Here is a 26,859-nt window from a genome sequence, read left to right on the forward strand (position 1 = left end):
GTGCGGGCCGACGTCGTACGTGTTTAAGGTTTCAGCCGATAGTGGTTCCGCTAGGCGATTGCGAGCCGTTTGTGCTGGATCAGACGGATCACAAACGGCGCCGCCAAGAGCAGTGCCACAAGAATGTAAACCGCCACTGCCACGGGTTCGTTGAAGAGCCCGGCGGGATCGCCCGCGCTCAACTGCAACGCCTTACGTAATTGACTTTCGATCCGTGGGCCCAAGATGAGGCCGATAATCAGGGGCAGCACGGGGAGCCCAAAGCGTCGCATGGCGAAACCGAGAGCACCCAATACCAGCAAAATCATCAGGTCAAAGGCCTGGAGGTTCACGGCGTAGGCGCCTAGGGTGGCGAAGAACAAGATCCCTGCATAGAGGTACGGGCGCGGGATTTGGAGCAACTTTGCCCACAACGGTGCCATGGGCAAATTGATCAGCAGCAGCAAGGTGTTGCCAATAAAGAGGCTCGCGATCAGGCCCCAGACCAACACCGGTTCGTTTTCAAAAAGGAGCGGGCCGGGCTGGATGCCAAATTGCACCAGGGCTGCGAGCATCACTGCCGCTGTGGCGTTGGTGGGCAGGCCAAGCGCCAAGAGAGGTGTCAAGGTTCCAGCGGCTGAAGCGTTATTTGCTGCTTCCGGGCCGGCCACACCTTCAATGGCACCGTGGCCGAATTCTTCCTTGTGTTTGCTGAGTTTTTTCTCCACCACGTAGGAGAGGAAGGTGGGAACCTCGGCGCCGCCAGCTGGCATGGCACCGAACGGGAAGCCCAGCGCGGTTCCGCGTAGCCACGGCTTCCAGGAACGTTTCCAGTCCTCTTTGCCCATCCAGGGCTGGCCCACAGGGATGGTAGTGGTTTTTTTGCGGCGCAAGTGCGCGGCAATCCACAGCGCTTCACCTACTGCAAAGATGGCAACTGCCACCACCACAATGTCGATTCCGTCGCTTAAGAGTGGGAGGCCAAATACGAGGCGTTGCTGCCCGGTTACCGGGTCCATGCCAATCAGGCCGATTGCCAAGCCAAGGCCGAGCGAGGCGAACCCGCGGATCTTTGAGGAACCAAGCACGGCCGTCACGGTGAGCAGGCCCAGAATCATGATGGCGAGGTAGCTGGAGGGGCCCAAACTGACCGCGAACTTCACTACAAAGGGGGCGCACACGGCCAGCAATGCTGTACCGATGGTGCCTGCAACAAATGATCCGATCGCGGCTGTAGCAAGCGCCTGAGCAGCCCGGCCAGCCTTGGCCATTTTGTGGCCCTCGATCGCTGTGATCACGGTGGAGGATTCGCCGGGGGTGTTCAGCAGGATGGATGTGGTGGATCCGCCATACATACCGCCGTAGTAGATACCGGCAAACATAATCAGTGCGCTGGTGGGGCCCAAGCTGTAGGTGACGGGAAGCAATAGCGCCACGGCCATGGCCGGACCAATACCGGGCAGAACACCAACAGCGGTACCTAACAGCACGCCAATGCATGCGTACAGAAGGTTCATGGGGGTTAGGGCCGTTGCGAAGCCCTGCATCAGGAGGTTAAAAGTGTCCATGTTAGAGAATTCCCGCCAAAATACCGGCAGGCAGTTTGATGCCCAGACCGAAGTAGAAACCGTAGTAAGTTCCAAGCGCCATAACTACCGAGACGATTGCATCGCGGAGGTAGTGCCGGCTGCCGAGTGCCCAGACGCTGCCGTAAAAAAGCAGTGTTCCGGAAATAACCCAACCTGCAACGTCAATCAGCAGAATGTTCAGAACAAAGGCACCCACTAGCGGAAGAACTGTTTTCCAGTCCGTGGAGTGGCTGAGGTCAACGTCCTCGCCCTCCTCTGCCTGACCTGCGCCGCCGCGAAGCACATTGACTGTTAGAGCTACTGCGGTGATGAGCAAGAGCGCGCCGATGATTAGCGGCATGGTGCGCGGACCTACGGGGTCCGATTGTGAGTAGGGGACAACAATGCGGGAGGCGTCTACTAGGACTACGGCGCCAACCGCGCCGAGCAGGGCGGCAATGCCCAGCTCGGCGCGGTTTTTGACCCGGGAAGTCCCGGTCTGGGCTTGCTCGGTCACGCGAGACCCAACTGCGACAGCACGTCAGCTACGCGCTTGTCTTGGTCCGTGAGGAAGGTCTTGAACTCGTCGCCGGTCATAAAAGCATCGGTCCAGCCGTGGTCCTTAAGAGCCTTCTTCCATTCTTCGCTGCCGTGCATCTTGGTCAGTGCAGCAACAATGTTGGCTTGGTCAGCTTCGGAAACACCTGGAGGGGCCACAATGCCGCGCCAGTTGCTAAATTCCAGATCAATCTTGGATTCTTTCAGCGTGGGAGCGTCAACGCCCTCGAGCCGCTCGGCACCACTGGTTGCCAGAACGCGGATCTGACCGGTCTTGATCTGCTGGATGTATTCGCCAGCACCGGATGCTGCGAAGCCCAGCTTGTTGCCCAGAATGGCCGGCAGCAGGTCTCCACCGCCGTCGAAGGAAACGAAGTTAACATTCTTGGGCTCAATACCCACTGCCTGTGCAAGCTGCATGGGGAGCAAGTGGTCAGGACCGCCAGCGCTGGATCCGCCGCCAACTGAGATCTTTTTGGGATCGGCTTTCCACGCGGTGACCAGGTCATCGATGGTTTTGTAAGGCGAGTCCTTGGAAACCATGATGGCGCCAGGCTCTTGGATGAGGCGGGCCAAGGGGGTGGTGTCAGTCAGTTTGGCCTCGGACTTGTTGGTGTAGCTGGCGCCAACCACGCCCAAGCCCATCAGCATGGTGAGGTCTTTGTTGCCCTTTTCATTCACCAAACGGGCCAAGCCCACTGTTCCGCCAGCGCCGGCAAGGTTGAATACCTCGGTGTTGGTGGCGGTTTTGGTGTCATTCATAACCTTGGCTGCGGTGCGTGCGGTGGTGTCATATCCGCCACCTGCCGTGTTGGGAACCATAATCCGCAGTCCGGTCAAGGGGCCGGAGCTGGATCCTGCGGAGTTTTCGGTTTTAGCTCCGGTTCCGCTGGTAGCGCCACATCCGGTGGCTGCAATCATTAGGCCTGCAGCGACGGCAATGGCGCGCAGTGCTTTCGATCGACGCATTTGTTCCTCTTCTCATCTTTGGTGGGAGTGGAATAACCGTAAGGGGGAAAGTGACATGGCTCACCTTTGTGTTCTCAAAGATTGTTTTGTTCATTGTGGTCACGCCTGGAACGCCCTAGGAGGGTACACAACTGGCTCATAATGAATGAGACCAAAAGAAGGACGTCCCGTGCCCACCGTTGTGCCGAGCCGCAATCCACTGTTGCCAAAGCGCCGCCGCTTATCCCTTGCTGGGCAGTACCTGGCCTTGCAGTTGCTGATTGTTCTTGCCGTGCTTGTGGGCGTTATTGCCATTTCCTTGCTGCAATCAGCTGCCACCTTTGAACGTGTTGAGGGGCGCCGCGCACTTTCCGCCGCCGAGAACCTCGCCGCTAACCCTACGGTGCGCGCGCTCATCCCCACGGCCCAGCCCCGCCACGGTGCCGCACTGCCGTCACTCGCGGAGTCCGCCAGGACAGTTTCCGGCTCAAGCATTGTGGAGCTAGCAACCGCCAGGGGAATAGTTTTGACCTCGCAAAACCCGCTGGATATTGACTTGCCACTGCCGTTGGGTAGAAGCGATGTACTGCAGGGCCGGTCCTGGACGGGAACCGTGGAGATGGACGGGGACACGGTCTTGGTGGCTCACGTACCAGTACTCGACGACGACGGAAAGACGGTGGGGATTGTCGCCGTCGGACGTGAATATCCTTCCCTGTGGCAACGTTTAGGTGACACGGTCCCGGACCTGTTGGTGTATTTAGGTGTCTCGCTCGCGCTTGGCGCGGCGGGTTCATTGCTGCTGTCACGCCGGGTGAAGCGCCAAACTCTGGGCTTGGAACCGGAAGAAATCGCCGGGCTGGTGGAGCATCGCGAAGCTATTCTGCACGGGGTGAAGGAGGGCGTAATCGCCCTGGACCAGCAAGAGCGCGTCACAGTAGCTAACGAGAGCGCCAGAGAATTTTTGGGTCTACCACAAGAGTGCGTGGGCCACACTTTGGATGAGCTGGGCGTGGATCAGCACTTGCGCGCGGACCTCACCACCGAACAGCCCGACGCCGACCGGCTGGTTTTGGCGGGCGAGCGGCTATTGGTGTTGAACCGCAAACCAGTGAGCAGTAGGGGCAAAGTGATCGGTTCGGTCACCACACTGCGCGACCGAACAGAACTTTCCACGCTTGAACGCGAGCTGGGCCGCAACCGCAGCGCCACCGACACACTCCGCGCCCAAACCCACGAATTCGCCAATCAGCTGCACACGATTTCCGGGCTCATCCAGTTGGGTGAATTTGATGAAGTGGTGCATTTTGTGGACGGTGTGAGCCGGAACGGGATCTCGGATCAGATCACCTCACGAATCAAGGACCCGGCGCTCGCAGCCCTCCTGATTGCCAAAAACAGTCTTGCTGGGGAGCGGAATGTTGAACTTCGATTAGAGCCATCTTCGGCGTTGGGCCGTGTGGACGAGGGGCTGTCTTTGGACCTGACCACCGTTGCAGGGAATCTGGTGGATAACGCGGTAGATGCGGTAGCCAGTACACGGGGTGCCACTGTGGTTGTGACCATCGTGGAGGACAAAGAATGGGTGACTGTGAAAGTTCGGGACTCGGGGATGGGCGTGGAAACTGAACGAATTGAAGACATTTTCCGCCGTGGTTACAGCACCAAAACAGTTGCTGGAGAAGGCGCCGGCGAGGGTGGGCGTGGTTTTGGCCTGGCGCTAACCCGGTTGGTGTGCCGCCGGCGAGGCGGGAGTGTTGAGGTGGTCAACGATCATGGTGCCGTGTTCACCGCAACGCTGCGTAAAAGCATGACCGTTAGCGGCGCCGAGTGGGAAGGTTCGGGGGAAGAGTGATCAGGGTTCTAGTAGTCGATGACGACTTTATGGTCGCCAAGGTGCACGCTGGGTTTGTTCGGCAGAACGATGGTTTTGAAGTGGTGGGTGCTGCTCATACGGGCGAGCAAGCAGTAGCTGAAGCCAAGCGTTTGCGCCCGGACCTGGTGCTTTTGGACATCTATTTGCCGGACATCAACGGCCTTGACCTCCTCCACCAACTCCGTGAGGTTCTTCCAGAGTTGGATGTTCTGGTGATCAGTGCTGCCCGCGAGGCTGAGACGGTTCGCAAAGCCTTGCGTGGTGGGATTGTGCACTATTTGATGAAGCCGTTTTCAGCAGAGGACCTGCGCGAACGGCTGCAGCACTACCGGGAAAGCTACCGGGCGCTCTCCGCAGGATCTGCCGGGCGCGCGGCTGACCAGGCTGAAGTGGACAAGGTTTTTGGGCTTGGCGGTGTGGTGCGGCCATTACCCAAAGGATTCAGTGCTGAGACCTTGCGGATGGTTGAGGAGTTCTTGCGTGATGCCCAGAATGACCAGTCCGCTACCGAAGCAGCAGACGTACTTGGCACCTCGCGAGTGAGCGCTCGGCGTTACTTGGAGTACCTCGTAGAGGAGGGGCGCGCCGTCGTTCATTTACGGTATGGGGCTGTGGGGCGGCCGGAGCGCCGTTACAGCCGCAGCTGATCCTTAGCGATACAGCGGCGACTGGGCCAGCTGCAGCACAAAGGCCAGCAGAGCGCACATCACCGGGGTCAGCAGCCAATAACCCAAAACTCTAATCACCAAGGAACGGTTGGTGGTGCTGAAGGACTGGTTGGTTCCAGCGCCCAGAGTGGCAGCTGTGACGGTGTGTGTGGTGGAAAACGGTAGGTGGAGTCCAATCGCGCCAACAAACAGCATGACCGCACTGAGCAGGTGTGCCACAAAGCCGCGCAAGGGGTCGATCCGCACCAACCTGTGGCCTAATGTGTGCGAGATCCGCCAGCCGCCACCCAGCGTCCCCAAGGCCATACAGGCCAGCACAAGGACAATCACCCAAACCGGGCTTGAACCGTTAGCGGGGAGAGCATCGGCAGCAATCAGGGTCAGCACGGACAGGGCGATTCCGCGCTGTCCGTCTTGCAGTCCGTGGCCAAAGGCCACAGCCGCAGCGCTGACCGCTTGGGCATGCCGCAACCGCCGGTTCACCACGCTCGGTTGCATGTGCCGCACCACCCAGGTCACCGGGACTACCAAAAGATACGCGCCAGCGAAGGCCACAATCGGCGAGAGTAAGAGCGGGGCCAACACCAGTACCCACAAGGACTGGCCAACGTCAGCAACCACCCCGCCACCGAGGAGCGTACTGGCCAATGCTGCACCGGTGAGGCCACCAACAATCGCGTGAGTTGATGAGGAAGGGATGCCTCGCCACCAAGTAAAAACGTTCCACAAGATGGCGCTGGCCAAAGTTGAAACAGCCACTGTAACGCCGTTGAGACCAGGCGGCAGCACAACCCACGATTGGCTGATGGCAAGCGCGAAGGGGACGCTAATGAGCACACCAAGAGCGTTAAACATCGCCGCCAAAAGCACGGCGATGGAGGGAGTCAGTGCGTTGGTGCGGACCGCAAGTGCGACGGCGGCAGAGACATCGCGGAAACCGTTCAGGAACGTAAAAACGGCTACCAAAACGATCGCGAGGATCAGGAAAGCCAAAACCATTTAGGATTCCTTGACGATGATGGCACCCACCTGGGTGGCCACTCGCCTCATGTCCTTGGTGATTTCCACGAGTTGATTGGCCACGTCCCGATTGCGAGCGTACTGGGCGGACTTCATGTCCTTGATCAAATCAGCAACCCAAACCCGGTGCGTCCGCTCTGCGCGCCGAGCGAGGCGCAGGATTTCAATCCAGTAGTCCTCAAGATCGTCAAGGTTGTCTAAGCGCCGCATGGCGTCAGCCGTAAGTTCGGCCTGGCGGACAATGACTTCCAGTTGGTCAGCGGCGCGTTTGGGCAAGCGGTCCAACTTGTACAAGGCAATAAGTTCGGCGGCGCCGTCGAGCTTTTCCATCGCTTCGCTGAGGAAGCGCGAGAGGGTGTACATGTCCTCGCGTGGGAGCGGATTCACAAAACTCGTGCGCATGTGGGTTAGAAGTGCGTAGTGCAATTCTGTTGATTTGCCCTCGTGCTGGTGCATTTCTTCCACCAGGCGGTCGTATTCGCTCAGGGGGGCGCCCAAAACTTCTGAGAGTGTTCCGGCGCCAACAACAATTTGGCGTGCCATCTGGGACAGTAGCGTGAGGCCAGCTGTCTCTTGAGGGAAGAGGCGCAGTTTCAAAATGTACCGGACTTCAGATGAGAAGAAATAGGGTGCGGAGCCCGGCCAAAGTCATCGGTTGGACTACCGGTACTTACTTTACCGGCCCATCCATTTGGGTCTGTGCGTCCACCGGAAAGTGGATACAAAAATGGTGCCGAACCGGATACGCCTCTCGGCGGTAGGCCGCTCTAGGCGGCTAAATGTTGAAGCCCGGGGGTTTCGCGGTTCGGCACCAAGTTCAGTTTTCTACTCCCGCGCACTGAAGTCAACATTGACATTTTGGCTCAGAGCGCGCTGGGCTGTTGCTAGTCCGTGGTGCTAGTCCAACTTCTAGTCCAACTCACCGAGACGCCACGCGTTGGCCGCGTGCTCAAGATCCTCTGCGGTTTTGACTAGCTGGTGCGAATTTCTGGTGAGTTTGCTCGCGTGACCCTCATTGCCCGGCTCAGCACTGTCCGCAAGATTGGCCTGGCCTAGGGCTATAACGCGGCAAAACGCTGCCGAACGTTCCAGTGCAACGTCGAATTCGCCGTCGAACGCTCCGGACAAAATGGCGTCAGCCATAACTTTTAGCTCTTCAGCTCCCGGAGGTTCCGCCGCACCGGCCACGGCGTGAGCAACCTGCGCGGTGTGCTTACCTGCGTTGAAGTAGACCGAGATTCGCTCGGGGTCAGCGAGTGTTGCGGCGCGCAGTGCGTAGAGCCGCCACAGTGCTCCAGGGAGGGAACGAGCGGGGGCTTCGGCCCACATTTCGGCGATGGACTCCAAACCCTGCTCATCAGCCAGCTTTACCAGCCGTTTGGTGACTTTAGGGTCATCGCTTTTGCGGCCGCGGTGAACCAAAGCGTGCGCGGCTAAGTGGGCTGCCTCAGAAACGCGGGCTGGATCGGCGCCGCCAGCAAAGGGCTCAAAATCCATGGGGGCAAAGGGTTTGGGCTTGTGGGGCCGGGGGATAGAGCCGCTGTTGCCGGGACCGCTTTGTTGGTTCATACAATCACGCTACTCCTGAGACGTTGAGCGGTACAGTCTGCAGTTCTGCGCTGCTTTGTATCGTGCCGGAGCGGACCTCTGGGGAACTGTTGGCTGCGCTGATTTTGTAGTGTTTCGGCACTGTACTGGTTTGGTGTATTGGCCCGGTATTTTTCCGGCAGCTGGGCTCGAGGCGGAGGTGAGGCGATTGTTGGGGTACAGTATTAACGTCCAGAAATGGACTGGGCCGTAGGGCGCCGGAAACGGCATTCAAACGGCAGGGGCCTTTAGCTCAGTTGGTAGAGCATCGGACTTTTAATCCGTGGGTCGTGGGTTCGAACCCCACAGGGCCCACCCTCAAAACCCCCGGGAAACCGGGGGTTTTGCCAGTTAACGCGGCAGTCAGGTCCCGTTTTGGTGGGATATTCGCTGGGATATTCGCTGGAAGACGAAAACTCACGCAGCCCTGTTCCCCGTCCTTCCAGCCCAGTTGCTCGCCTTCCCGCCCACCGTGGCCGGAGGAAACCCCTACATTCCGGGGATCTTCAGCGGCGGGCTTGGTGGAATCTTGGAGCAACTGGGCTGGAAGGCCAGAGCTTGATGTTCCGTGAGCCCTAAAACGTGTGGGCGTTGGTCAAAACCGGCAGCTTTTCGCGGACCGCGCTGACTTCGCTCGGATCAATGTCCACCACTGTCAGCTCAGGCTTGCCACCCAAGGCGGCAAGAGTAACGCCCAGTGGGGACACCACCGCGCTGTGCCCGATGCCGGTGGGCGCGCTACCCCGGGATTCCACACCCACACTGGCCGGATCGCCTTGCCCGCATGCGACCACAAATGACGTGCTGTCTAGAGCCCGGGCCCGCACCAGTAGGTCCCATTGTTCGGCTTTGCCCTCGCCAGCTCCCCACGACGCGCACACAATGTTCACCTGGGCACCGAGTTTGGCGTTGGTGGTAAAAAGTGCCGGGAAACGAACGTCGTAGCAGGTCGCAAGGCCAAATACGGTGCCGTTGAGTTCAAAGGTCACCGGTGATGTTCCGGGTTCCACGGTGTCCGATTCAGCAAAACCGAACGCGTCGAAGAGGTGGATCTTGTTGTAGGACGCTTCAACACCGGGCCCAGTTGCTAGGAGTGTGTTGGTTACCCGACCGTTGGTACCGGGCGTGAACATCCCCACCACAATCACAATCCCCAGCTCCTGCCCCATGCTGCGCACGGCGCTTGCCCATGCCCCATCTAGCGGCTCTGCGATGTCGGTGAGAGAATTTCCGAAGGCCCGCATGGAAGCTTCGGGGAATACCACCAGCTCCGCGCCGGCACTCTTGGCTTGGCCAGCGTAATCCCGGATGATGTCTAAGTTGGCACTCAGATCAGCACCGGTGATGATTTGGGCAATTGCTAAACGCATCGGGTCACTCCAGATTGTTGTATACATAATGTATGCGAAAAACTTCGGCCCTTGCCGTGTCCGGCAGGGATAAGGCCTACGCCTACTTGCGCGAAAGTGTACTCGTCGATCCACAAATGCAGGGCAAGTTCCTCAACGAACAGGAACTCGCAGCCCAGATTGGCGTTTCGCGAACTCCCGTCCGGGAAGCACTACTGCTGCTTGTTTCAGACGGGCTGGTGGAACTCATTCCTCAACGCGGGGCCTATGTTCCGCTGGTAACCGGTAGAGAAATATCTGAGCTGATGGAACTGCGTGGTGTGCTTGAAAGCCATGCTGCTCGCCTAGTTATTGAAGCGGGCCAAACCCCGGCCCAGGAAATGCAGGCCACCCTTGAGCAACAAGCTGGCTTGTCCCAGCAAGCGGATGCTGAAGCCGCCCATGAGTTCATCCGATTAGACACGCTCTTTCACCAACAGCTTATTGACGCTGCTGGAAATGAACTGATCTCCCGCACGTACGGCAAGCTGCACGTGCGGCAGATGTTGGTGGGTGTGGCCGCGTTGTTCCGCACTGGTGGCCGGCGGCAGCAGGTCTGCGCTGAACATCAGCACATTGTTGATGCTTTGAAATCCGGCGATGTGCAGCAGGCCCAAGCGGCCATCGATCAGCATCTGGTGGCCACCCGGGACCTCCTGCTGCACACCTAAACCGGCTTCGAACAACATGGCGCCTAGCGCACTGCGGAACCTTCGAGCAGCAGGCGGTACTCCTCGTCTTCGTCAGTGTTTGAATCCCGGCCCAGTGAGAGCCCAATCAACGTTACGACGGCGGCTACCGCAACGTAGATGGCCACCGGAATCCAGGTGTTGAATTCCGAGAGCAGTATGGTGAACATCAAAGGTGCGATGGCTCCGCCGATCACACCAGCAAAGGTGTAGGCCAGTGAGCTACCCGTGGAGCGTAAGCGCGGGGAGAACTGTTCCACGATGAAAGCTGCCTGCGGACCGTACATAAACGAGTGCGCCATCAAGCCAAGGACAATTCCTACAATCAGCATGGGTTGGCTGTTTCCGCCCAGGACTACAAAGAAGATAAAGGTCCAAATGGCACCAGCGCCGGCTGCGATTCCGTAAACCCAGCGGCGGTTGAATCGGTCAGAAACTGCACCGGCCAGCGGGATCATAAACAGCTGGAACGCTGAACCGATCAAAACAGCAGTGAGCACCTGGTTGCGTTGGTAACCCAAGAATTGGATGCCGTAGGTGAGTGTAAATACGGTGAAGAGGGCGTAGAGCACGTCCGGGCCTACGCGGCACAAGGTGGCAGCGATCAGCGGGCGGAGTTCTTTGCGGAAGACTTCGCTCACTGGCGCATTTGGCTGATCGCCATGGGCCTCGATGGCTTTGAAGATGGGGGTGTCTTCGAGACGCAGGCGAATCCAAAGACCGAAGCCAACCAGCAGTGCGGAGATCAAGAAAGCGATGCGCCAGCCGAAGGAAATGAATTGCTCGTTGCTGAGCGTCACGGTCAGGATGGCTAGGGCGCCGTTGGCCAGCAGGTTACCGGCGGGTGGGCCAACTTGGGCTGCGGAGGCCCAAAAGCCTCTGCGCTTGGGGTCACCATATTCGCTGGAAAGCAGCACGGCGCCACCCCACTCGCCGCCTACGCCTACACCTTGAGCGAAGCGCAGTAGCACCAAGATGATCGGGGCTGTGATGCCAATGCTGGCGTAACTGGGCAGGATGCCGATCAGTACTGTTGCAACGCCGATAATCATCAACGTGGTGACCAATACTCGCTTACGGCCAATGCGGTCGCCAAGGCGGCCGAACACAATTCCACCGATGGGGCGGGAAACGTAACCCACCGCGTAGGTGGAGAAGGCCAGGATGGTTCCGGTCAGGGGATCTGATGAGGGAAAGAAAACAATCGGAAATACGACGGCGGCAGCGGCTGAGTACACGGCGAAGTCGTACCACTCCAGCGCCGTGCCGGTGAGGGATGCGGCAAAGGCCTTGTAGAGGCCCTTGGGGCGGACGGGTTTATTCGGTTGGGGTGCTGCGGCATAAGCCGGAACTGAGGCGTTGGCCATGCGGGGTCCTCCATGAGTCTTTTTTACGGTGACGCCTGTCACACTGGCGTTAGATGTATACATTACGCATACTGGATGTACATTGGCGACTGTTTCTGGTTTCTAATCTGTAAATTTTCCGGCACCACCAGCACAGAACGGATAGAACATGACTACTTTGAACTTTGAACTCCCAGACGGCACGGTTGAGGAAGTTCAGGTCAAGCACCTACTCAACGCTGGCTACGCGGGCCGTGAGCAAGATGAAGTTCAAGCCCACATTGCTGAACTGGCCGAATTGGGCATCCCTGGCCCCACCACAACCCCTGCCCTGTACCCGGTTTCGCCGTACTTGGCGCAGCAGACCTCCGAAGTCCGGGTCCAGCATGCCCGCACTTCAGGTGAAGCAGAATGGGCCCTCATCATCGCGGAGAGCGGCGTTCTCCTCACCGTGGCTTGTGATCACACTGACCGCGAGCTTGAAGTTCACGGAGTCGCCTGGAGCAAAAACGCCAGCCCGGATGTTTTGGGACGGAAGGCTTGGCGTCTTGATGAGGTTCGCGAGCATTTGGACCAGATCACTCTCAAGGGATGGGTGGGTCAGGGCGACGTAGCAGACACCCTCATTCAGGACAGCTCCTTGGCCGCACTCCTGAGCCCGGACTACTGGCTCGAAGTACTCACCGAACGTGGGCTCAACCAGCCCGGCACCGTCCTGATCTCTGGCACCGTAGCCATGGCTGCCGGCGTCGACCAGTTTGCCCGCAGCTGGAAGGTAGAGATGACGGATCCCGTCACCGGACTGTCAGTGGATGCCGCCTACGTGGTGGAAAAAATGGCCGAGCCAATCGGCTAATTGCCGCGGCGCGCGTAGTCCCAGCTGTCCTGGGACTACGCTGTACCTATGACTGTTGTCGCCATGATTTTCGCCGCCGTTGCCGGGCTATTGCACGTGTACATTTTCACGATGGAATCCATTACCTGGACTCGCCCGGCAACCTGGCAGCGTTTCAGCGTAGCCTCGCAGGCGGACGCTGAAACCACCAAAGGTCTTGCTTACAACCAAGGCTTTTACAACCTGTTTTTGGCCATTGGTGCCCTCCTCGGCGTCGTTCTGGTTATTGCCGGCCAGCCGCAGGTTGGCTGGACTCTGGTCTTTACCGCGTGTGGATCGATGCTCGCAGCAGCCCTTGTGCTCGCCTTGAGCGGCAAGCAGTACCTCCGTGCCGCAACCCTTCAAGGTACGACGCCGTTACTCGCCGTTGTGTTTGGCCTGCTTGCGTTGGGTATGGCTTAGCCACTGCTAGCTTCTCCTGGTGGGCTGCGGCTCGGCGAATAGCCGAGGGGCTTGCGTCCTAGGGTTCTTAGTGCCACGCTCAAGAAATGAGTCAGGACATCAAAGCCACAAGCGAAGATCAGTTTGCCCAAGAAGTTTCCACGGTCCGCAATGAGAAGCTTCACCGCTACGAAGTGCGAGTGGGAGATCAACTCGCCGGTTTCGCAGCGTACCTAGACAAGCCTGGGCATATTGACTTCACCCATACAGAAACCTCGGAGGACTTCCGCGGCCGCGGTTTGGCCGGTGTTCTGGTGCGGTTTGCACTCGATGACGTGGTGGCTTCAGGTAAACGCATCATTCCGCATTGCCCCTACGTGGCCCGTTTTGTCCGCGAACACGAAGGCTACGAGCAGTACGTGGATTGGCCGCAGCCTAAAGCCTAGTTCTCGCGCCGGGCTGGGGGTTCACACGTCTAGCTGAGCCGAATAGGGTGGCTGGATGAACTCAACCGCATTGATCACAGGAGCAACCGCTGGTCTTGGCGCAGAATTTGCCCGTCAGCTCGCCCAAGCCGGTCATTCCCTCATCCTCGTTGCGCGCAACGAAGAACGACTGCAGGAAACGGCAGGGGAGCTGGAACGCCAATACGGGATCACGGCTGAGGTGATTGCCGCGGACCTCACCGACGACGGCGGTGTGGCGGCCGTCGTCGAACGTTTGAGTGACCCGGCACGGCCGGTGAGCATTCTGGTCAACAACGCCGGCTTGGGACTTCTTAAGTCCTTTGCTGAAAACCCCATCGAGGACGAGAAGAAACACCTCAAACTGCACGTGGAAACGTCCATGGTGCTCACTCATGCCGTGCTGGAGAGCATGCTCAGCCGGGGCGAGGGCAGGATCATCAACGTTGCAAGTGTGGCAGCATTTCTGCCTCGTGAAAGTTACTCAGCCGCAAAGGCGTGGCTGCTGAGCTTTAGCCGTTGGGCCAACCTCGCTTACAAAGCGCGGGGTGTGCAGGTCACAGCAGTCTGCCCAGGGTTCACTCACACCGAATTTCATGACCGGATGGGTATGGACAAAGGTATGGTGCCAAAATTTATGTGGCTCCAGGCTGAGCAAGTGGTGCGGGAAGGCTTGGCTGACAACGTACGCGGCAAGTCAGTGTCCATCCCGTCTCAACGCTACAAAGCATTGGTGGCACTGACTCGGATCTTGCCAGACAGGATCAAATCCGGACCGGCTAGAGTGCGGAAAGCATCATTGCCCAGTTAAACGCCGCGGGCCTGCATTCACTGAGTGAATGCAGGCCCGAACAAGCGGGACAACAGTTGCCAGCTACGAGCTAGACCTTGGCCGGTTCTCCCGGCGCTTCAGGAGTAGTTGCTGGCTGGAACGTCTCATCAAACGGCATCTCGTTGAGGTCAATCAACGGGTTCTCGTCTTGAGTGGCCACAAGTTCCTTGGCTTCCGCCACGGAGTCCACGCTCGGCATGGAGCCGGGAAGCGGACGGTTAGCTGATTCCTTGAGGAAGTAGATGGCGATTGCACCAATGGCTGAAGTCGCCATCAGGTAGTAAGCGGGCATCATGTCGTTGCCCGTGGCTCCAATGAGGGCGGCCACAATAAACGGTGTGGTTCCACCAAAGATGGCAACGGCGAAGTTGTACGCAATGCCCATAGCGCTGTAACGGCTAGCGGTGGGGAACTGTGCTGGCAAAGCCGAAGCCAAGTTAGCCACATAGAACGTCACGGGGAATGCGATCATGGCCAGGCCCAAAAGCGTGGTCCAAATCTCGCCAACACCTATCAACATAAACGCAGGAATGGACAGGACCACGGTGCTCAATGCACCAATCCACAGCACGGGGCGGCGGCCAATCTTGTCTGACAAACGTCCGGTCAACGGGATGCACAGGCTCATAATCACCAACACGGGGATGGTGAGCAAAGTGCCGTGGAGCTCGTCGTAACCCTTGGACTCGGTCAGGTACGTAGGCATGTAGGACGTGAGAGCGTAACCAACAGTGTTAGCTGCGGCCACCAAAATCATGGCAACAATAATCGGGCGCCAGTTAGCCTTGACCACGCTGACGGGGCCCTTGGAGGCGATGTCGTCGCCGGAAATAGCTGCGTTGGCGTTGGCTTCCTGAGCGTCCAGGGTGGCTTGGAACTGCGGGGATTCCTCGATCTTGCTACGGAAGTAGACGGCGATCAGGCCCAAAGGACCGGCAACCAAGAACGGGATGCGCCAGCCCCAAGCTTCCATGGTGTCTTGGCCAAGGGTGATTTGGAGTACGGAGACCAGGGCTGCACCAAGAGCGAAACCAATGTAGGAACCCATGTCCAAGAAGCTTGCGAAAAAACCGCGGCGCTTGTCCGGAGCGTACTCGCTCACAAAGGTTGTAGCACCGGCGTACTCGCCACCGGTGGAGAAGCCCTGTACGAGCTTGAGGACAACCAGCAAAACAGCTGCCCAAATGCCGATCTGCGCGTAACCGGGCAGTACACCAACTAAGAAGGTGCTGGCGGCCATCATCATCAAGGTTGCGGCCAATACTTTCTGGCGGCCAACCTTGTCACCGAGCCAACCGAACACCACACCACCGAGCGGGCGGGCAATAAAGGTGGCAGCGAAGGTTCCCAGAAGGAACAGCGTCTGCACGGATTTGTCGGCCTCAGGGAGGAATACCGGACCCATAGTGGTGATCAAGTAGCCGAACACACCGACGTCGTACCATTCCATGGTGTTACCCACAATGGTGCCGCCGAGTGCTTTCTTCAGCATGGGCTTATCTACTACGTTTACGTCCGAGACTTTCAGACGGCGTTGGCGCAGAGGGAGTCTTAGTTTCTTGCCAGCGGACTTTCCTGGCGGCGTTGCGGCCAGATTGTCCCTAACGGTGCCATCGGCACCAAGATTCGGTTCGGAATTGCTTCGGTCATTGGGCATTTGTGTTCTCCTGTGGAGGTCATTTGCTTGCGACTTCTGTGTGCCCCGCTCCGGGCAGGCAATCAATTTTACGCGAAAAATAACGTTTCACCGAGTTAAATGCGGCCTTCTGGCCTGTTTTGGCGGGGTTTCGGCTGCCAATTCGCCGCTCTGAAGACTTTTTACTATGCCGTGTTTTTCCTTGATATCGCGTGGATTTTGCAGACAAATCGGAGGATTCTCTCAGGTGATTAGACTCCGTTACAAAATTGTTTGCAGATTTCTCCGCCGAATGGGTAGATAACGCTGTTTAGAGGTGATTCAAAGGGACATTATCTACCCATTCGGCGGAGAGGGGAGGGGCCTAGGCAGTGACATGCGGGCAGGGTAGTCCTAGGATGAGGGAACCTTCATTTCAGCGACGAAAGGAAGCACCATGACAGCCCATCAGAGCTCTCCCGGCGACCAAGCGGACATCCCCGACGACGTTGCCAATCACCTCGGCGAAGCGATCAGCATGAGCAACTCACCAACGGCCCCACCGGTATCAGAAGCGAAGCCAAAGCTACCCGAGGCACAGCATTGGCCCGACGGCAATGGCAAGCACAAACACCCCAACGACCACCTAGATTCGCATGGTCGTTCATCCGGGGGTGCTGGCGCTAACGCCATTCACAGAACCAGTAGGCCACAGATGCCGCACTCGAACTGACACTCAAACTACAACCCCTTAAAGCACCTGTGGCGGGAACAGCGTTTGCTGTTCCCGCCACACGTGTATTCAGAAGAACTAGTTACGCGTTGACCGATTCTGCAGCGGTCATGTGCGCCGGCTTTTTGCCAACGTAACGCTTGAGAGCCACCACGGCGAATGCGGAAATGATTGTTCCAACGGCCACAGCCAAGAGGAACATCAGGAACGGGTCAATGGCGAAGAATACAAAGATTCCACCGTGCGGAGCCTTTGAAGTCACACCGGCCGCCATAACAATGGCACCCGTTGTCGCAGCGCCAACCATCGACGCCGGGATCACACGCAGCGGGTCAGCTGCGGCGAAGGGAATGGCACCTTCAGAGATAAACGATGCGCCTAGCAGCCAGGCCGCCTTACCGTTCTCATGTTCAGCAGCACTGAAGTGCTTTTTGTCCAGCGTGGTGGCCAAAGCCATGGCCAGCGGTGGCACCATACCTGCGGCCATCACGGCGGCCATAATCTGCCACGGAGCCTGGTTGGTGACGGACGCTGCACCCAAACCGGCCACTGCGAAGGCGTAAGCAACCTTGTTCACGGGGCCACCGAGGTCAAAGGCCATCATCAAGCCGAGGATGATGCCCAGAACAATGGCTGAGGCGCCAGTGAGGCCTGAGAGCCAGTCATTCAAAGCAACGGTCAGGGCCTTGATGGGTCCACCCAAAATCAGGAACATCAGACCGGACGCCACAATCGAGGCGATCAGTGGGATGATGGCTACCGGCATCAGGCCGCGCAACCAACGAGGAGCGTTCAGGCGGCCAATGGCGTGTGCTGTGTAACCGGCCAAAAGACCACCAACAATGCCGCCCAAGAAGCCAGCACCCATAAATCCGGCTACAGCACCGGCGGTGAAACCTGGGGCAATGCCGGGACGGTCAGCAATGGCGTACGCGATGTAACCTGCCAGCGCGGGGACCAGGAAGCCCATGGACAGGCCACCAATTTTGAACAACACAGCACCCAAGTAGGCGCCGAGCGGTCCCAGAGCTTGGGCAGGGTACTCAGAGGGCAGGTTGCCAAAGTTGTTCTCCAGCACCATTTTGTCCGCGAACTTGGTGATCTCGAAGCCACCCAGCAAGAAGCCCAGAGCAATCAGCAAACCGCCGGCGGCAACAAAGGGGATCATGTAGGAGACACCGGTCAGCAGCGCACGCTTGAGCTTGGCGCCGATGGACTCGCTGCCCTCGGCGTCCGCATCCGACTCAGAAGAGCCCGAGCTGGCTGCCACTCGGCGAGCGTTCGGGTTTTCCGCCGCTGCAAGAGCTTCACGGATCATCACGTCAGGCTCGTCAATGCCACGTTTGACGGGGGACTGGATCACTGGCTTGCCAGCAAAGCGGTCCTTGTTGCGAACATCCACGTCAACGGCGAAGATCACGGCATCAGCAGCGGCAATTACCGAGGCGGGCAGCGGGGTGGCGCCTGAAGAACCCTGGGTTTCCACCTGAAGGTCAACACCGGCTTCCTTGGCTGCAGCAACCAGTGAATCAGCGGCCATGTACGTGTGGGCAATACCCGTGGGGCATGCCGTGACGGCGACCAAACGCTTAGGTGCCGCGCTTGCCGTCGAACCTTCAGAAACCCCTTCAGAAACCGCGGCGGCGGCAGTAGCGCCAGCAGCGGGGGTTGCCGCGTGGGCGGCCGGCTTGTCAGCAATAGCCTCGCCGACCAGCCCAACAATGTCTGCCGGGGTGGCTGCGGCGCGCAGGGCTGCGGTGAAGTCCTTTTTGATCAAAGAACGTGCCAGTTTAGAGAGCAGCTTGAGGTGTTCCTGATCGGCGCCTTCGGGGGCGGCGATAAAAAAGATCAAATCGGCAGGGCCGTCCTTAGCGCCGAAGTCCACAGGGTTTCCGAGTCGAGCCATGGCGAGCGATGGGGTCAGCACGGAAGCGGATTTACAGTGCGGGATAGCGATGCCGCCAGGGATACCTGTGGCGGTCTTCTGCTCGCGAGCAAAGGCATCGGCAAAAAGGGATTCGAGTTCCGTGGCGCGGCCGGCCGTAGCCACCTTAGTGGCAAGGGTGCGGATCACATCCGCGGGCGAATCACCCAGGTTTTGGTCGAGAATCACAAGATCCTCGGTAATGAGCTGCGTCATTGTCAGTCCTTTGTTTGGTCAACAACGTTGGTCAACAACGTTGGTGGAGAACGTTTGGTGGGGCAGGGGTGGTGCTGAGTTTTAGTTGTTCAGGTCCGTGATGGTCACGGATTCAGGATGGCTTTGTTCAAGCGTTGGGACGGTGGAGCCTGGCAAGGATGCCGCGGCGGAACCGTGGGCCACAGCTTGCCGCAGGCAATCCTGCGGGCTGGCCCCGGTGCTCGCCGCGAGTAAGTAACCGGCAAGGGCCGAGTCGCCGGCACCCACCGTGGAGACGGCGGTGATGGGCGGGTGCGTTGCTAGCCACGCGCCCTCGGTGGTTACAAGGACAGCGCCGCCGGCACCGAGTGTTGCCAGCACCGCACCAACGCCAAGACGTACGACGGCGGCAGCAGCTTGGGCGGCCAGGCGCGGATCCGCTTCGAGCTCTTCTGCGGTGCCCACGTTCTCAAGGCCCGCAAGGCTGGCGAGCTCAGCGAGTTCTTCGGCATTGGGTTTGAGTAGGTCAGGGGCAGATTCGGGTCCTGCTGCGATGGATGCTGCCAGGGGTTCCCCGGAAGAGTCCACAGCGATCAGCGGAATGTGTCCGGCGGTGCCGTGCGAACGGATGTGCCGCACGGTTTGAGCGTAGAAGTCCATCGGAACACCGGGCGGGAGTGAACCGGCCAGCACCACCCAATGAGCATTGGAGGACTTTTCGTCTAGAAGCTCGATCAGAGCCGCTTGAACTTCTGCAGTGAGCTCGGGGCCGGGCTCATTGATCTTGGTGGTCACGCCGCCGGGCTCGGTGAGCGTGACGTTGCTGCGCAAAGATGCACCGATGGGCAGCGCAACGTAGGGGACTTCGGCAGCGTCGAGGCCGGCGAGAAGGGGATCTTGAGGGTCGCCGGGGAGGACGGCCAATGTTGGGATCCCGGAGGCGGCGAGGGCTCGGGAAACGTTGACGCCCTTTCCGCCAGACTCTTGCCGCACGGCCACAGCGCGTTGGACTTCGCCGCGTTCCAGGGGGCCAGGCAATTCAACGGTGCGGTCCAGGCTGGGGTTTGCGGTCAGTGTGACGATCATACGAGGACAACTTCCACTTGGGCTTCTGCGAGGGCACTGGCGAGCTCGGGGGACAGCGTCCCGTCAGTGATGAGGGCATCAATTTGGTCTAGGGAGGCGAACTGGACCAGCGCTTCAGTGCCGAGCTTGCTGGCATCTGCGAGGACCACCACGCGTTGGGCAGCGCGGACTATGGCCGCTTTCACTGCTGCCTCTTCGGGATCAGGGGTGCTGAGCCCAAAATCGGCGGCAATCCCATTGGTGCCAATAAAGGCAATGTCTGGGCGCAAGCTCCGCAGGGCTTCTACTGTTGAATGTCCGACGGCGGCGCGGGTCAGTCCGCGGACTCTGCCACCCAGGAGCTCCAAGGCGATGTTGTTGTTGCCAGCCAGCGTGGCGGCGATGGGAACAGCGCTAGTAATAACAGCCAACGAAGCCGCGTTGGGACGGTCTGCGAGTAGTTCAGCCAAGGCGCCCGTGGTTGAACCCGCGTCAAGGATGATGCTGCCGGCACCGGCTGGGATGAGTTTGAGGGCTGCTCGGGCGAGGCGTTGTTTGGCCTCTTGTCCGCGTTCGAGCCGCTCGCTGATGTTCGCTTCTATGGTGCTGGAGCGGTCGGCGGAGACTGCCCCACCATGAACTCGGCGCAGCACGCCGTCGGCCTCTAGTGTGGCGAGGTCCCGGCGGACCGTTTCGGTGGTGATGTCGAAGCGCTCGGCCAGATCGGTGACGCTCACGCGTCCGTGGGAGGAAACCAGTGAGGTAATCAACTGGTGGCGTTCTTCGGCGAACACTGGCCCTCCTTTGGGACGAAAACTGTGGTGATTCCACTCACATACATGTGGGAATAATTGAGAATATCTGTGTTTATGTTGGCCTGTCAATAGAAAACAACAAAAAGCCAAGTCTGGTGGGTGGGCTGAGCTCGCCGAGTGCTCCTTAAACACGCAGGGCCCCTTAAACACGCAGGGCCCGTCGGATCGATCCGACGGGCCAAGCGTTTGCAGTCAAAACAACATATTAAGTTCGGTGCTGTTGCACGTTGCTCAGAGGCCACTCTCGCGGCTCTCGTGGCGAGTCACCGTTTCACCCGTATTGGGGTCAACCAACTGGCGGGACTCGGAAACGCGGCGGTTGCGCCCAGGGCTGGCAACCACCAGCGAGACGATCAGGCCCAAAACACCCACGGCCATCAGGATGTAACCCACCAGCGCCTGGTCCACAAAGGGAATCAGGCCCGGGGCGAGGGCAAAAGCCAAAATGGCTCCGACGGCGATCAAGAATATGGAAGAACCGATTCTCATGCTGCTCCTTCAATTGATGGAAATAACAACACTTGCATTTCACAGTCTTGCACCACAAGCACTCTGAAGGGCTCTGTAGGCTGTGCACATGCAAAATGTGTTGTGGTCCAAACCGGAGGAATCTAGAGCCGGAACGCCTCTCTTGGTAATGCTTCATGGTTACGGCAGCGACGAAACACGCATGAGCAAACTCTTTGAGCATCTTCCTCCAGAGTTCACCTGTGCAGCCCTCCGCGGACCCAAAGAGATTGCCGAAGGCTATGGCTGGTTCCTCTTGGACTACTTCCTCACTAATGATTTTGCCGAAGTCATTAGTGCCACCCATCAAGTGTCCAGTTGGATCAATTCCGTGAGAGAGAACCACAGCAGCGTCTCACTCTTGGGCTACTCGCAAGGAATGGCCATGGCCAGCACCCTGCTACGGCTAAAACCCACTGACTACAGGGCAGTGGTTGGCCTTTCCGGATTTGTCCTCGAGAACGAACTGTTGGCACTGAGTGAATCTTTTGATGCTCCGCCGCCTTTCTTCTGGGGCCGAGATAAAGCTGACTTTGTGATCAACGAGGACGCCACAGCTCACACCGAAGAATGGCTCAACAACAACACCCAACTCACAGCACGCAGCTATCCGGGAATGGGGCACAACATGTCCAAAACCGAAATGGCAGACGTCAGTGCATTCCTTCGGCACTACGTACTCAACCACTAAGTTCTCAACCGTTTAGTACCCCACGATCAACCATTCGGTTGATGGCAGCGCCAGCGTGCAACGGAAGAATTGAAGACATGAAAAAGCTTCTTTACGCATCCTTCACGTACGCAATCGTCGGTGTTTTCTCCGGTCTGTTCTACCGCGAATTCACCAAGATGAATGACTTCACTGGCCAATCTCAGCTCGGCCTGGTCCACACCCACTGGTTGGTCCTGGGCTTTATGGTCCTGCTGATCGTCCTAGTCCTCGAGAAAGTCTTCAACATCTCCGCAGCAGCACCCAAGCTCTTCGCGTGGTTCTTCGGAATCTGGAACGCCGGTGTGATCATCACCGGCGGCATGATGCTGGTCAAAGGTTCCATGGTGGTTGCCGGTGTTGACGCAACATCCAAGGCGCTCGCAGGAATTGCCGGAACCGGACACATGCTTCTGACCGCAGGGCTGATTCTGCTATTCCTCGCACTGCGAAAAGCACTCGGATTCAACAAGAAAACCGTCGCCGCGCCAGCAGTTTGATCTAGTGTTGTCCTGAACCGTTCTAACCAACACTTCAGGGGAGACGATGGTCAAGCGCAACAATCCGGCAGTACGAATCGCTCAAGAAACAGCTCACAAAGCGATCTTTGACGAGCAGGGAAATCCCAAGCCAGGGCTGCACAACGCACTCATCAAAGCAGTGGATGTGCAGCGGCCCTTGGTCCTTGCGAACCTTCGCAGGCTCCGCAAAAAGCACCCGCGGGCCACGGCCGGTGAGCTGATCGCCAAACTGGACCGGGACTACCTTCTGGCAGTCTCCGGTACCGGGGCAGCGGCAGGTGCTAGCGCCGTCGTACCCGGAATTGGAACCATCGCCTCACTGGGGCTCTCGGCGGGAGCCACCGTTGCATTCCTCGAAGCGACGGCGCTCTATGCCTCCTCTGTGGCAGAACTGCACGGGATTCACATGGTTGACCCGGACAAGTCACGGACGATGGTGATGGCCATTATGCTCGGCGAAGAAGGCACCGCACTGCTCAGCGCACTCAGCGGACAGAGCGTCGGCACGTCTAAGGGCGCTAGCCAAGTGTGGGGATCGGTGCTTGGGAAATCGAAACCACTCACCGGCTTTATCTCCATCCGTGAACGCATTCAAAAAGCGTTCTTGCGTTCACTCCTTAAGCGGCAAGGCACAGCGTTTTTGGGCCGAGCTTTGCCGTTCGGGATCGGCGCTGCCGTGGGTGGTGCCGGAAACCTCATGATGGGCAGGGCTGTTGTGGCAAACACCCACCAAGCCTTTGGCGAAGTGCCACTGGTAATGCCGGGCGAAGTTGTTTCAACATCCGGACCAAGCCTGCAGCCAGAACTTACTAACGAAGGGCAGGCCGGCAATGGATCTTAACGCTGACCTCGGCGAATCATTCGGCGCGTGGCGGATGGGCGACGACGCCGCCATGTTCACGCTTGTGACCAGCGCCAACATCGCGTGTGGATTCCACGCCGGAGACCCAGTGACCATGCTGGACAGTTGCCGTGGCGCCTTTGACCAAGACGTTCGGATCGGCGCTCATGTGGGCTACCGGGACTTGGCAGGCTTTGGCCGCCGGGACATGGACGTCACCTTTGACGAGCTCTTTGGTGATGTGCTCTATCAACTCGGCGCGCTCGACGGAATTGCCCACGCGGTGGGAGCCTCCGTTGACTACGTCAAACCGCACGGCGCCCTCTACAACCGGATTGTTCACGACGAGGAACAAGCAGCAGCTGTGCTCGCAGCAGTCCAGGCTTACGATCCAGGCCTGCCGATCCTTGGACTACCCAACTCGGCGATCCTCAAGCTCGGCGCAGAAACCATCCACCCGATCTATCGCGAAGCGTTTGTAGACCGGGCCTATCTCCCGGACGGCACTCTGGTCCCGCGCTCGCAGGACGGTGCGGTACTCCAAGACGTTGAAGCAGTGGTCCGCCAAGCCGTCAGGATTGCAGTGGACGGTCAAGTCGTGGCGATTGACGGAACTACTGTTTCCGTTGAAGCCGACTCGCTTTGCGTCCACGGTGACACCCCCGGCGCTCTGCGAATGGCCGCCGCAGTCCGCGACGGACTCGAAGCGGCTGGTGTTGAGATTGCAGCCTTCGCCTAACGGAAACGCTTTGAGCGCCGGCTACCAGGTATTGCCCTACGGCGACTGTGCCGTTTTGGTGGAGTTGGGCAGTTTGGACGCGGTGCTAGAACTGAGCATGCTGCTTTCTGGCGGCGACTCACTGGGCACCGCGACGGCCCGTCCGGCCGAGGTGCGCGAAGTGATTCCAGCCGCCCGGACCATCCTGATCAGCTATTTGCCCGGGCCCGGCGTGAAAAGCCGAATTCGCGAGTGGGTGGCTGCCGCTATCACTGTCGGCACGCGAGGAGCCCGTGTTGGTGAGGATTCCGGGGAGAGCGACGGCGCGGTGCGTTCTGGTCCGCGCGCAGTCACGCTCGAGGTGAAATACAACGGGGCAGATCTTGCCGAGGTGGCAGGACTTTTGGGGCGCACTGAGGCCGAGGTGGTTCGCCTCCATACGGAGAGCACCTGGCGGGCTGCTTTCGCAGGTTTTGCCCCCGGATTTATGTACTTGGTGACCGATCACGCCTTGCTGACGGTGCCACGCCGGACCTCGCCGCGCACCTCAGTTGAGCCGGGTTCCGTGGGGCTCGCAGGGGAATTTAGTGGCGCTTATCCTCGCTCCTCCCCGGGTGGCTGGCAACTTTTGGGCACGACGACGGCACGGCTTTGGGATGCCAAGTCGCCTGCACCAGCGCTGATTCAGCCCGGCGATACTGTCCGGTTTGTGAGGGTTCCATGAGCATTTATGTGAAAAATCCGGGACCGTTGACGCTATTGCAGGACCGCGGCCGGGTAGGTGTTGCTCACTTGGGACTCAGCCCATCGGGCGCCTTGGACCGTGGTGCGTGGGAGTTGGGGAACCGGCTTGTTGGCAACGCGGTTGCTACTGGTGTGGCTGGCGGGCCGTCCGTGGGGAATCCGGCGGGGCTGGAGATCTTGATGGGCGGGCTTGAGCTTCGCTTTATTAGCGGTGCCGTGGTGGCGTTGACCGGGGCAGAGGGGCCGGTGACGGTTTCAGCTGGTGCTGCAGCAGGCGCTTCGCAAGGGAATGGCTCTGTACTCCCGTGGGCCAAGCCAACGCGAATTCCAGCCGGGGCAGTGCTGAAGTTTGGTCCGCCAGTTCGGGGTCTTCGGTACTACTTGGCTATCCGTGGCGGGCTGCTGGGCTCACCTCTTTTTGGATCGCTGAGTGCAGACACCTTGGCGCGGGAAGGCTCCCCAGCCCTGGCGGAGGGACAAATCCTAGAAGTGGGCCCGACTGCTGGGACGGTTGGGGGTGGTGACGGGCTGGAGAGTACAGAAAATTATGCGGCTCGGCGTGCCCCCGAAGATGGGCAGGTCCTCAAGCTACGAGTCAGCCCGGGCCCTCGAGTTGATTGGTTTACCCCCGGCGCATGGGATTCCTTGACCCGGCAGATCTGGGCTGTCTCGCCGGATTCCAACCGGATCGGGGTACGCCTCCTTGGGCAGGGGCTTGAGCGGGCCAAGCACACGGAACTACCTAGCGAAGGTGCCGTGCGTGGGGCGCTGCAAGTCCCGCCGTCGGGCATTCCAACAGTGTTTATGGCGGATCATCCCGTGACCGGCGGGTATCCAGTAATCGCTGTGGTTGATCAGCATGATCTGGATCAGCTGGCTCAGGCTCGCCCAGGTCAGCCCTTACGTTTCCTCGCGGTCCGGCCCTAGTCGCCCAGCTCCGGCGAGCGTTCTTAGCCCAAGAGCAGATGCGCGAGGGCGAAGATCGCGAGCCCGGCCAAGGCCCCCACCACTGTGCCGTTGATCCGGATGTATTGCAGGTCGCGGCCCACCTGGAGCTCAATTTTCTGCGACGTTTCCTCGGCATCCCAGCGAGCCACAGTGTCCGTAATGACCCCGGCAATGTCCGAACGATAGTTGTTCACAAGGTAGGCCGCGGCATCGCCCACCCACTGATTGACCTTGCCTGCGAGTTCGGCGTCATCGATCAGGCGTTGGCCAAAGTCGCGTACGGCGGTCTTGAATTTCAGGGTTAGTTCGCTGTGCGGATCATCCACGGCGGTCAGGAGTGCTGTCTTTACGGTTTCCCAGGTGCGTGTTGCGAGTTGGCGAACTTCGGGATCACCCAAAACTTGAGCCTTGATGCCTTCGGCGCGGGCAATCACCACCGGATCATGCTGCAGGTCCTGTGCAAGATCGCCCAGGTACTTGTCAATCGACTGGCGAACTTGGTGGTTCTGATCCTCTTGTACGGAGCGCACAAATTTGGACAGCTCAAGGTAAACCTTGTCTCCCACCAGGCCGTCAACAAAGTTTGGAACCCACGACGGCGACCGGTCGGTGACCAGCCTGCCCACCGTTTCGTGATTCGCGGCTACCCAGTCCGCGGCGCGGTCTACGAGCAGGTCAACGAGTGTGTGGTGGTGTCCGTCTTGGAAAATGCGCTCGGCGAGCCTGCCTACGGGTGGTCCCCATGGCGGATCAACCAGGTGCTTACGGACCATTGATTCGATGACTGTTTGGACGTCGTCGTCATTAAGAACTGTAAAGATTCCGCGGATCACTGCCGCGCCTTCTTTGGCCACTCGCTCAGCTCCAGCGGGATGCTCCGGTGTGCCTGGTGAAGCGAGCCACGTGCCAACCTTCTCCGCCACATTGACGCTAGCGAGTTTCTCCTTGACCACGTCCTCGGACAGGAAGTTAGTCTCCACAAACTCACCGAGCGAGGCGCCGATCTGGTCCTTGCGGCGCGGAATGATGGCGGTGTGCGGGATCTTCAGGCCCATGGGGTACTTGAACAAGGCTGTGACGGCGAACCAGTCGGCCAAGGCGCCCACCATGCCACCCTCTGCTGCGGCGCGGACGTACTGGAATCCGGGCATGGACTTTTGCAGCGCGAATGACACAGCGAAAATGATGGCCATCACCACCAGTAAGATCACGGCCAGGAGTTTCATACGTCGGAGTGCGGCGGCTTTGGCCGCGTCGGCGGGGGAGAGGACGGCGCCCGCGGAAATTGCCTCAGTGTTCACCTGCATGTCTCCACACTAGCCGGG

The 26,859-nt window shown here is 59.1% G+C and carries 28 protein-coding genes and 1 tRNA gene; 15 read left to right on the forward strand and 14 right to left on the reverse strand.

The annotated features are described in order from the left end of the window. Positions 1 to 50: 50 nt before the first annotated feature. From ACQQCD_RS07245 to ACQQCD_RS07255, 3 genes are read right to left on the reverse strand one after another with little or no spacing between them, the layout of a single operon-like run. Positions 51 to 1,547 carry a tripartite tricarboxylate transporter permease gene (locus ACQQCD_RS07245; RefSeq protein WP_430267720.1) on the reverse strand — a complete coding sequence of 499 codons (1,497 nt, stop codon included), beginning with the start codon at positions 1,545 to 1,547 and terminating at the stop codon, positions 51 to 53. A 1-nt stretch (position 1,548) separates the two neighbouring features. Next, on the reverse strand, positions 1,549 to 2,064 hold the full coding sequence (locus ACQQCD_RS07250) for a tripartite tricarboxylate transporter TctB family protein (RefSeq protein ID WP_430267721.1): 516 nt from the start codon (positions 2,062 to 2,064) through the stop codon (positions 1,549 to 1,551). Beyond that, positions 2,061 to 3,074, reverse strand: a complete 1,014-nt coding sequence (locus ACQQCD_RS07255; RefSeq protein WP_430267722.1) for a Bug family tripartite tricarboxylate transporter substrate binding protein — start codon at positions 3,072 to 3,074, stop codon at positions 2,061 to 2,063. Before ACQQCD_RS07255 ends, ACQQCD_RS07250 begins: the two co-directional genes overlap by 4 nt. 169 nt (positions 3,075 to 3,243) lie before the next feature. Here ACQQCD_RS07255 and ACQQCD_RS07260 point away from each other — a divergent pair, with 169 nt between their 5' ends. Further along, positions 3,244 to 4,908: a sensor histidine kinase gene (locus tag ACQQCD_RS07260; protein ID WP_430267723.1), complete on the forward strand. Its 1,665-nt coding sequence runs from the start codon at positions 3,244 to 3,246 to the stop codon at positions 4,906 to 4,908. Beyond that, positions 4,905 to 5,576: a response regulator gene (locus ACQQCD_RS07265; RefSeq protein WP_430267724.1), complete on the forward strand. Its 672-nt coding sequence runs from the start codon at positions 4,905 to 4,907 to the stop codon at positions 5,574 to 5,576. Before ACQQCD_RS07260 ends, ACQQCD_RS07265 begins: the two co-directional genes overlap by 4 nt. 3 nt (positions 5,577 to 5,579) lie before the next feature. Here the strand turns inward: ACQQCD_RS07265 and ACQQCD_RS07270 are convergent, their stop codons facing one another. The 3 genes from ACQQCD_RS07270 to ACQQCD_RS07280 all read right to left on the reverse strand — a co-directional run bounded on the left by ACQQCD_RS07270 (position 5,580) and on the right by ACQQCD_RS07280 (position 8,186). Next, positions 5,580 to 6,596, reverse strand: coding sequence for an inorganic phosphate transporter (locus tag ACQQCD_RS07270; protein ID WP_430267725.1), 1,017 nt, complete (start codon positions 6,594 to 6,596; stop codon positions 5,580 to 5,582). Continuing rightward, positions 6,597 to 7,214, reverse strand: a complete 618-nt coding sequence (locus tag ACQQCD_RS07275; RefSeq protein ID WP_430267726.1) for a DUF47 domain-containing protein — start codon at positions 7,212 to 7,214, stop codon at positions 6,597 to 6,599. Positions 7,215 to 7,526: 312 nt separating this feature from the next. Continuing rightward, complete coding sequence (locus ACQQCD_RS07280; RefSeq protein ID WP_430267727.1) at positions 7,527 to 8,186, reverse strand: hypothetical protein; 660 nt, start codon at positions 8,184 to 8,186, stop codon at positions 7,527 to 7,529. A gap of 260 nt (positions 8,187 to 8,446) precedes the next feature. Between ACQQCD_RS07280 and ACQQCD_RS07285 the strand changes: the two genes are divergently transcribed. Continuing rightward, positions 8,447 to 8,519: transfer RNA gene (locus tag ACQQCD_RS07285), tRNA-Lys, on the forward strand. A gap of 260 nt (positions 8,520 to 8,779) precedes the next feature. Here the strand turns inward: ACQQCD_RS07285 and ACQQCD_RS07290 are convergent. After that, positions 8,780 to 9,574, reverse strand: coding sequence for a carbon-nitrogen hydrolase family protein (locus ACQQCD_RS07290; RefSeq protein ID WP_430267728.1), 795 nt, complete (start codon positions 9,572 to 9,574; stop codon positions 8,780 to 8,782). Between the two features lie 32 nt (positions 9,575 to 9,606). Between ACQQCD_RS07290 and ACQQCD_RS07295 the strand changes: the two genes are divergently transcribed. Continuing rightward, entirely contained in the window at positions 9,607 to 10,263 is a 657-nt protein-coding gene (locus ACQQCD_RS07295) for a GntR family transcriptional regulator (RefSeq protein WP_430267729.1), read from the forward strand. Positions 10,264 to 10,286: 23 nt separating this feature from the next. On the opposite strand, the gene ACQQCD_RS07300 is transcribed toward ACQQCD_RS07295, so the two are convergent. Beyond that, positions 10,287 to 11,648: an MFS transporter gene (locus tag ACQQCD_RS07300; RefSeq protein ID WP_430267730.1), complete on the reverse strand. Its 1,362-nt coding sequence runs from the start codon at positions 11,646 to 11,648 to the stop codon at positions 10,287 to 10,289. Positions 11,649 to 11,796: 148 nt separating this feature from the next. Here ACQQCD_RS07300 and ACQQCD_RS07305 point away from each other — a divergent pair, with 148 nt between their 5' ends. From ACQQCD_RS07305 to ACQQCD_RS07320, 4 genes are all read left to right on the forward strand, one after another. Continuing rightward, on the forward strand, positions 11,797 to 12,483 hold the full coding sequence (locus ACQQCD_RS07305) for a DUF2848 domain-containing protein (RefSeq protein ID WP_430267731.1): 687 nt from the start codon (positions 11,797 to 11,799) through the stop codon (positions 12,481 to 12,483). A 48-nt stretch (positions 12,484 to 12,531) separates the two neighbouring features. Further along, positions 12,532 to 12,924: a DUF1304 domain-containing protein gene (locus ACQQCD_RS07310; RefSeq protein ID WP_430267732.1), complete on the forward strand. Its 393-nt coding sequence runs from the start codon at positions 12,532 to 12,534 to the stop codon at positions 12,922 to 12,924. Between the two features lie 86 nt (positions 12,925 to 13,010). After that, entirely contained in the window at positions 13,011 to 13,349 is a 339-nt protein-coding gene (locus tag ACQQCD_RS07315; RefSeq protein ID WP_430267733.1) for a GNAT family N-acetyltransferase, read from the forward strand. Between the two features lie 55 nt (positions 13,350 to 13,404). Then, complete coding sequence (locus ACQQCD_RS07320; protein ID WP_430267734.1) at positions 13,405 to 14,178, forward strand: SDR family NAD(P)-dependent oxidoreductase; 774 nt, start codon at positions 13,405 to 13,407, stop codon at positions 14,176 to 14,178. Positions 14,179 to 14,248: 70 nt separating this feature from the next. Here the strand turns inward: ACQQCD_RS07320 and ACQQCD_RS07325 are convergent, their stop codons facing one another. Next, on the reverse strand, positions 14,249 to 15,856 hold the full coding sequence (locus ACQQCD_RS07325) for an MFS transporter (RefSeq protein WP_430267735.1): 1,608 nt from the start codon (positions 15,854 to 15,856) through the stop codon (positions 14,249 to 14,251). A gap of 415 nt (positions 15,857 to 16,271) precedes the next feature. Between ACQQCD_RS07325 and ACQQCD_RS07330 the strand changes: the two genes are divergently transcribed. Further along, complete coding sequence (locus ACQQCD_RS07330; protein ID WP_430267736.1) at positions 16,272 to 16,547, forward strand: hypothetical protein; 276 nt, start codon at positions 16,272 to 16,274, stop codon at positions 16,545 to 16,547. An 82-nt stretch (positions 16,548 to 16,629) separates the two neighbouring features. Here ACQQCD_RS07330 and ACQQCD_RS07335 read toward each other — a convergent pair whose 3' ends face one another. The 4 genes from ACQQCD_RS07335 to ACQQCD_RS07350 all read right to left on the reverse strand — a co-directional run bounded on the left by ACQQCD_RS07335 (position 16,630) and on the right by ACQQCD_RS07350 (position 21,035). After that, entirely contained in the window at positions 16,630 to 18,687 is a 2,058-nt protein-coding gene (locus ACQQCD_RS07335) for a PTS fructose transporter subunit IIABC (RefSeq protein ID WP_430267737.1), read from the reverse strand. Positions 18,688 to 18,768: 81 nt separating this feature from the next. Continuing rightward, positions 18,769 to 19,752, reverse strand: a complete 984-nt coding sequence (locus ACQQCD_RS07340) for a 1-phosphofructokinase family hexose kinase (protein ID WP_430267738.1) — start codon at positions 19,750 to 19,752, stop codon at positions 18,769 to 18,771. After that, positions 19,749 to 20,525, reverse strand: coding sequence for a DeoR/GlpR family DNA-binding transcription regulator (locus tag ACQQCD_RS07345; RefSeq protein ID WP_430267739.1), 777 nt, complete (start codon positions 20,523 to 20,525; stop codon positions 19,749 to 19,751). The genes ACQQCD_RS07340 and ACQQCD_RS07345 overlap by 4 nt, the downstream gene beginning before the upstream one ends. 252 nt (positions 20,526 to 20,777) lie before the next feature. Then, positions 20,778 to 21,035 carry a DUF6458 family protein gene (locus ACQQCD_RS07350; protein WP_430267740.1) on the reverse strand — a complete coding sequence of 86 codons (258 nt, stop codon included), beginning with the start codon at positions 21,033 to 21,035 and terminating at the stop codon, positions 20,778 to 20,780. 88 nt (positions 21,036 to 21,123) lie between these two features. Here ACQQCD_RS07350 and ACQQCD_RS07355 point away from each other — a divergent pair, with 88 nt between their 5' ends. The 6 genes from ACQQCD_RS07355 to ACQQCD_RS07380 all read left to right on the forward strand — a co-directional run bounded on the left by ACQQCD_RS07355 (position 21,124) and on the right by ACQQCD_RS07380 (position 25,513). Next, a complete protein-coding gene (locus ACQQCD_RS07355; RefSeq protein WP_430267741.1) occupies positions 21,124 to 21,744 on the forward strand; it encodes an alpha/beta hydrolase in 621 nt (206 codons plus the stop codon). A gap of 77 nt (positions 21,745 to 21,821) precedes the next feature. Beyond that, the gene (locus ACQQCD_RS07360; protein WP_430267742.1) at positions 21,822 to 22,262 is read left to right on the forward strand and encodes a DUF2871 domain-containing protein; all 441 of its coding nucleotides are present in this window, start codon (positions 21,822 to 21,824) and stop codon (positions 22,260 to 22,262) included. 46 nt (positions 22,263 to 22,308) lie between these two features. Then, entirely contained in the window at positions 22,309 to 23,124 is an 816-nt protein-coding gene (locus tag ACQQCD_RS07365; protein ID WP_430267743.1) for a hypothetical protein, read from the forward strand. After that, positions 23,114 to 23,863 (forward strand): LamB/YcsF family protein, encoded by a 750-nt coding sequence (locus ACQQCD_RS07370; RefSeq protein WP_430267744.1) that lies wholly within the window; start codon positions 23,114 to 23,116, stop codon positions 23,861 to 23,863. The genes ACQQCD_RS07365 and ACQQCD_RS07370 overlap by 11 nt, the downstream gene beginning before the upstream one ends. Positions 23,864 to 23,873: 10 nt before the next feature. After that, on the forward strand, positions 23,874 to 24,566 hold the full coding sequence (locus ACQQCD_RS07375; protein WP_430267745.1) for a 5-oxoprolinase subunit B family protein: 693 nt from the start codon (positions 23,874 to 23,876) through the stop codon (positions 24,564 to 24,566). Further along, the gene (locus ACQQCD_RS07380; protein ID WP_430267746.1) at positions 24,563 to 25,513 is read left to right on the forward strand and encodes a biotin-dependent carboxyltransferase family protein; all 951 of its coding nucleotides are present in this window, start codon (positions 24,563 to 24,565) and stop codon (positions 25,511 to 25,513) included. The genes ACQQCD_RS07375 and ACQQCD_RS07380 overlap by 4 nt, the downstream gene beginning before the upstream one ends. Before the next feature lie 23 nt (positions 25,514 to 25,536). On the opposite strand, the gene ACQQCD_RS07385 is transcribed toward ACQQCD_RS07380, so the two are convergent. Beyond that, entirely contained in the window at positions 25,537 to 26,841 is a 1,305-nt protein-coding gene (locus tag ACQQCD_RS07385) for a DUF445 domain-containing protein (protein WP_430267747.1), read from the reverse strand. Positions 26,842 to 26,859: the final 18 nt, after the last annotated feature.

Origin of the sequence: Pseudarthrobacter sp. J1763, from assembly GCF_050490295.1 — a bacterium.
Lineage (GTDB): Bacteria > Actinomycetota > Actinomycetes > Actinomycetales > Micrococcaceae > JBNPEO01.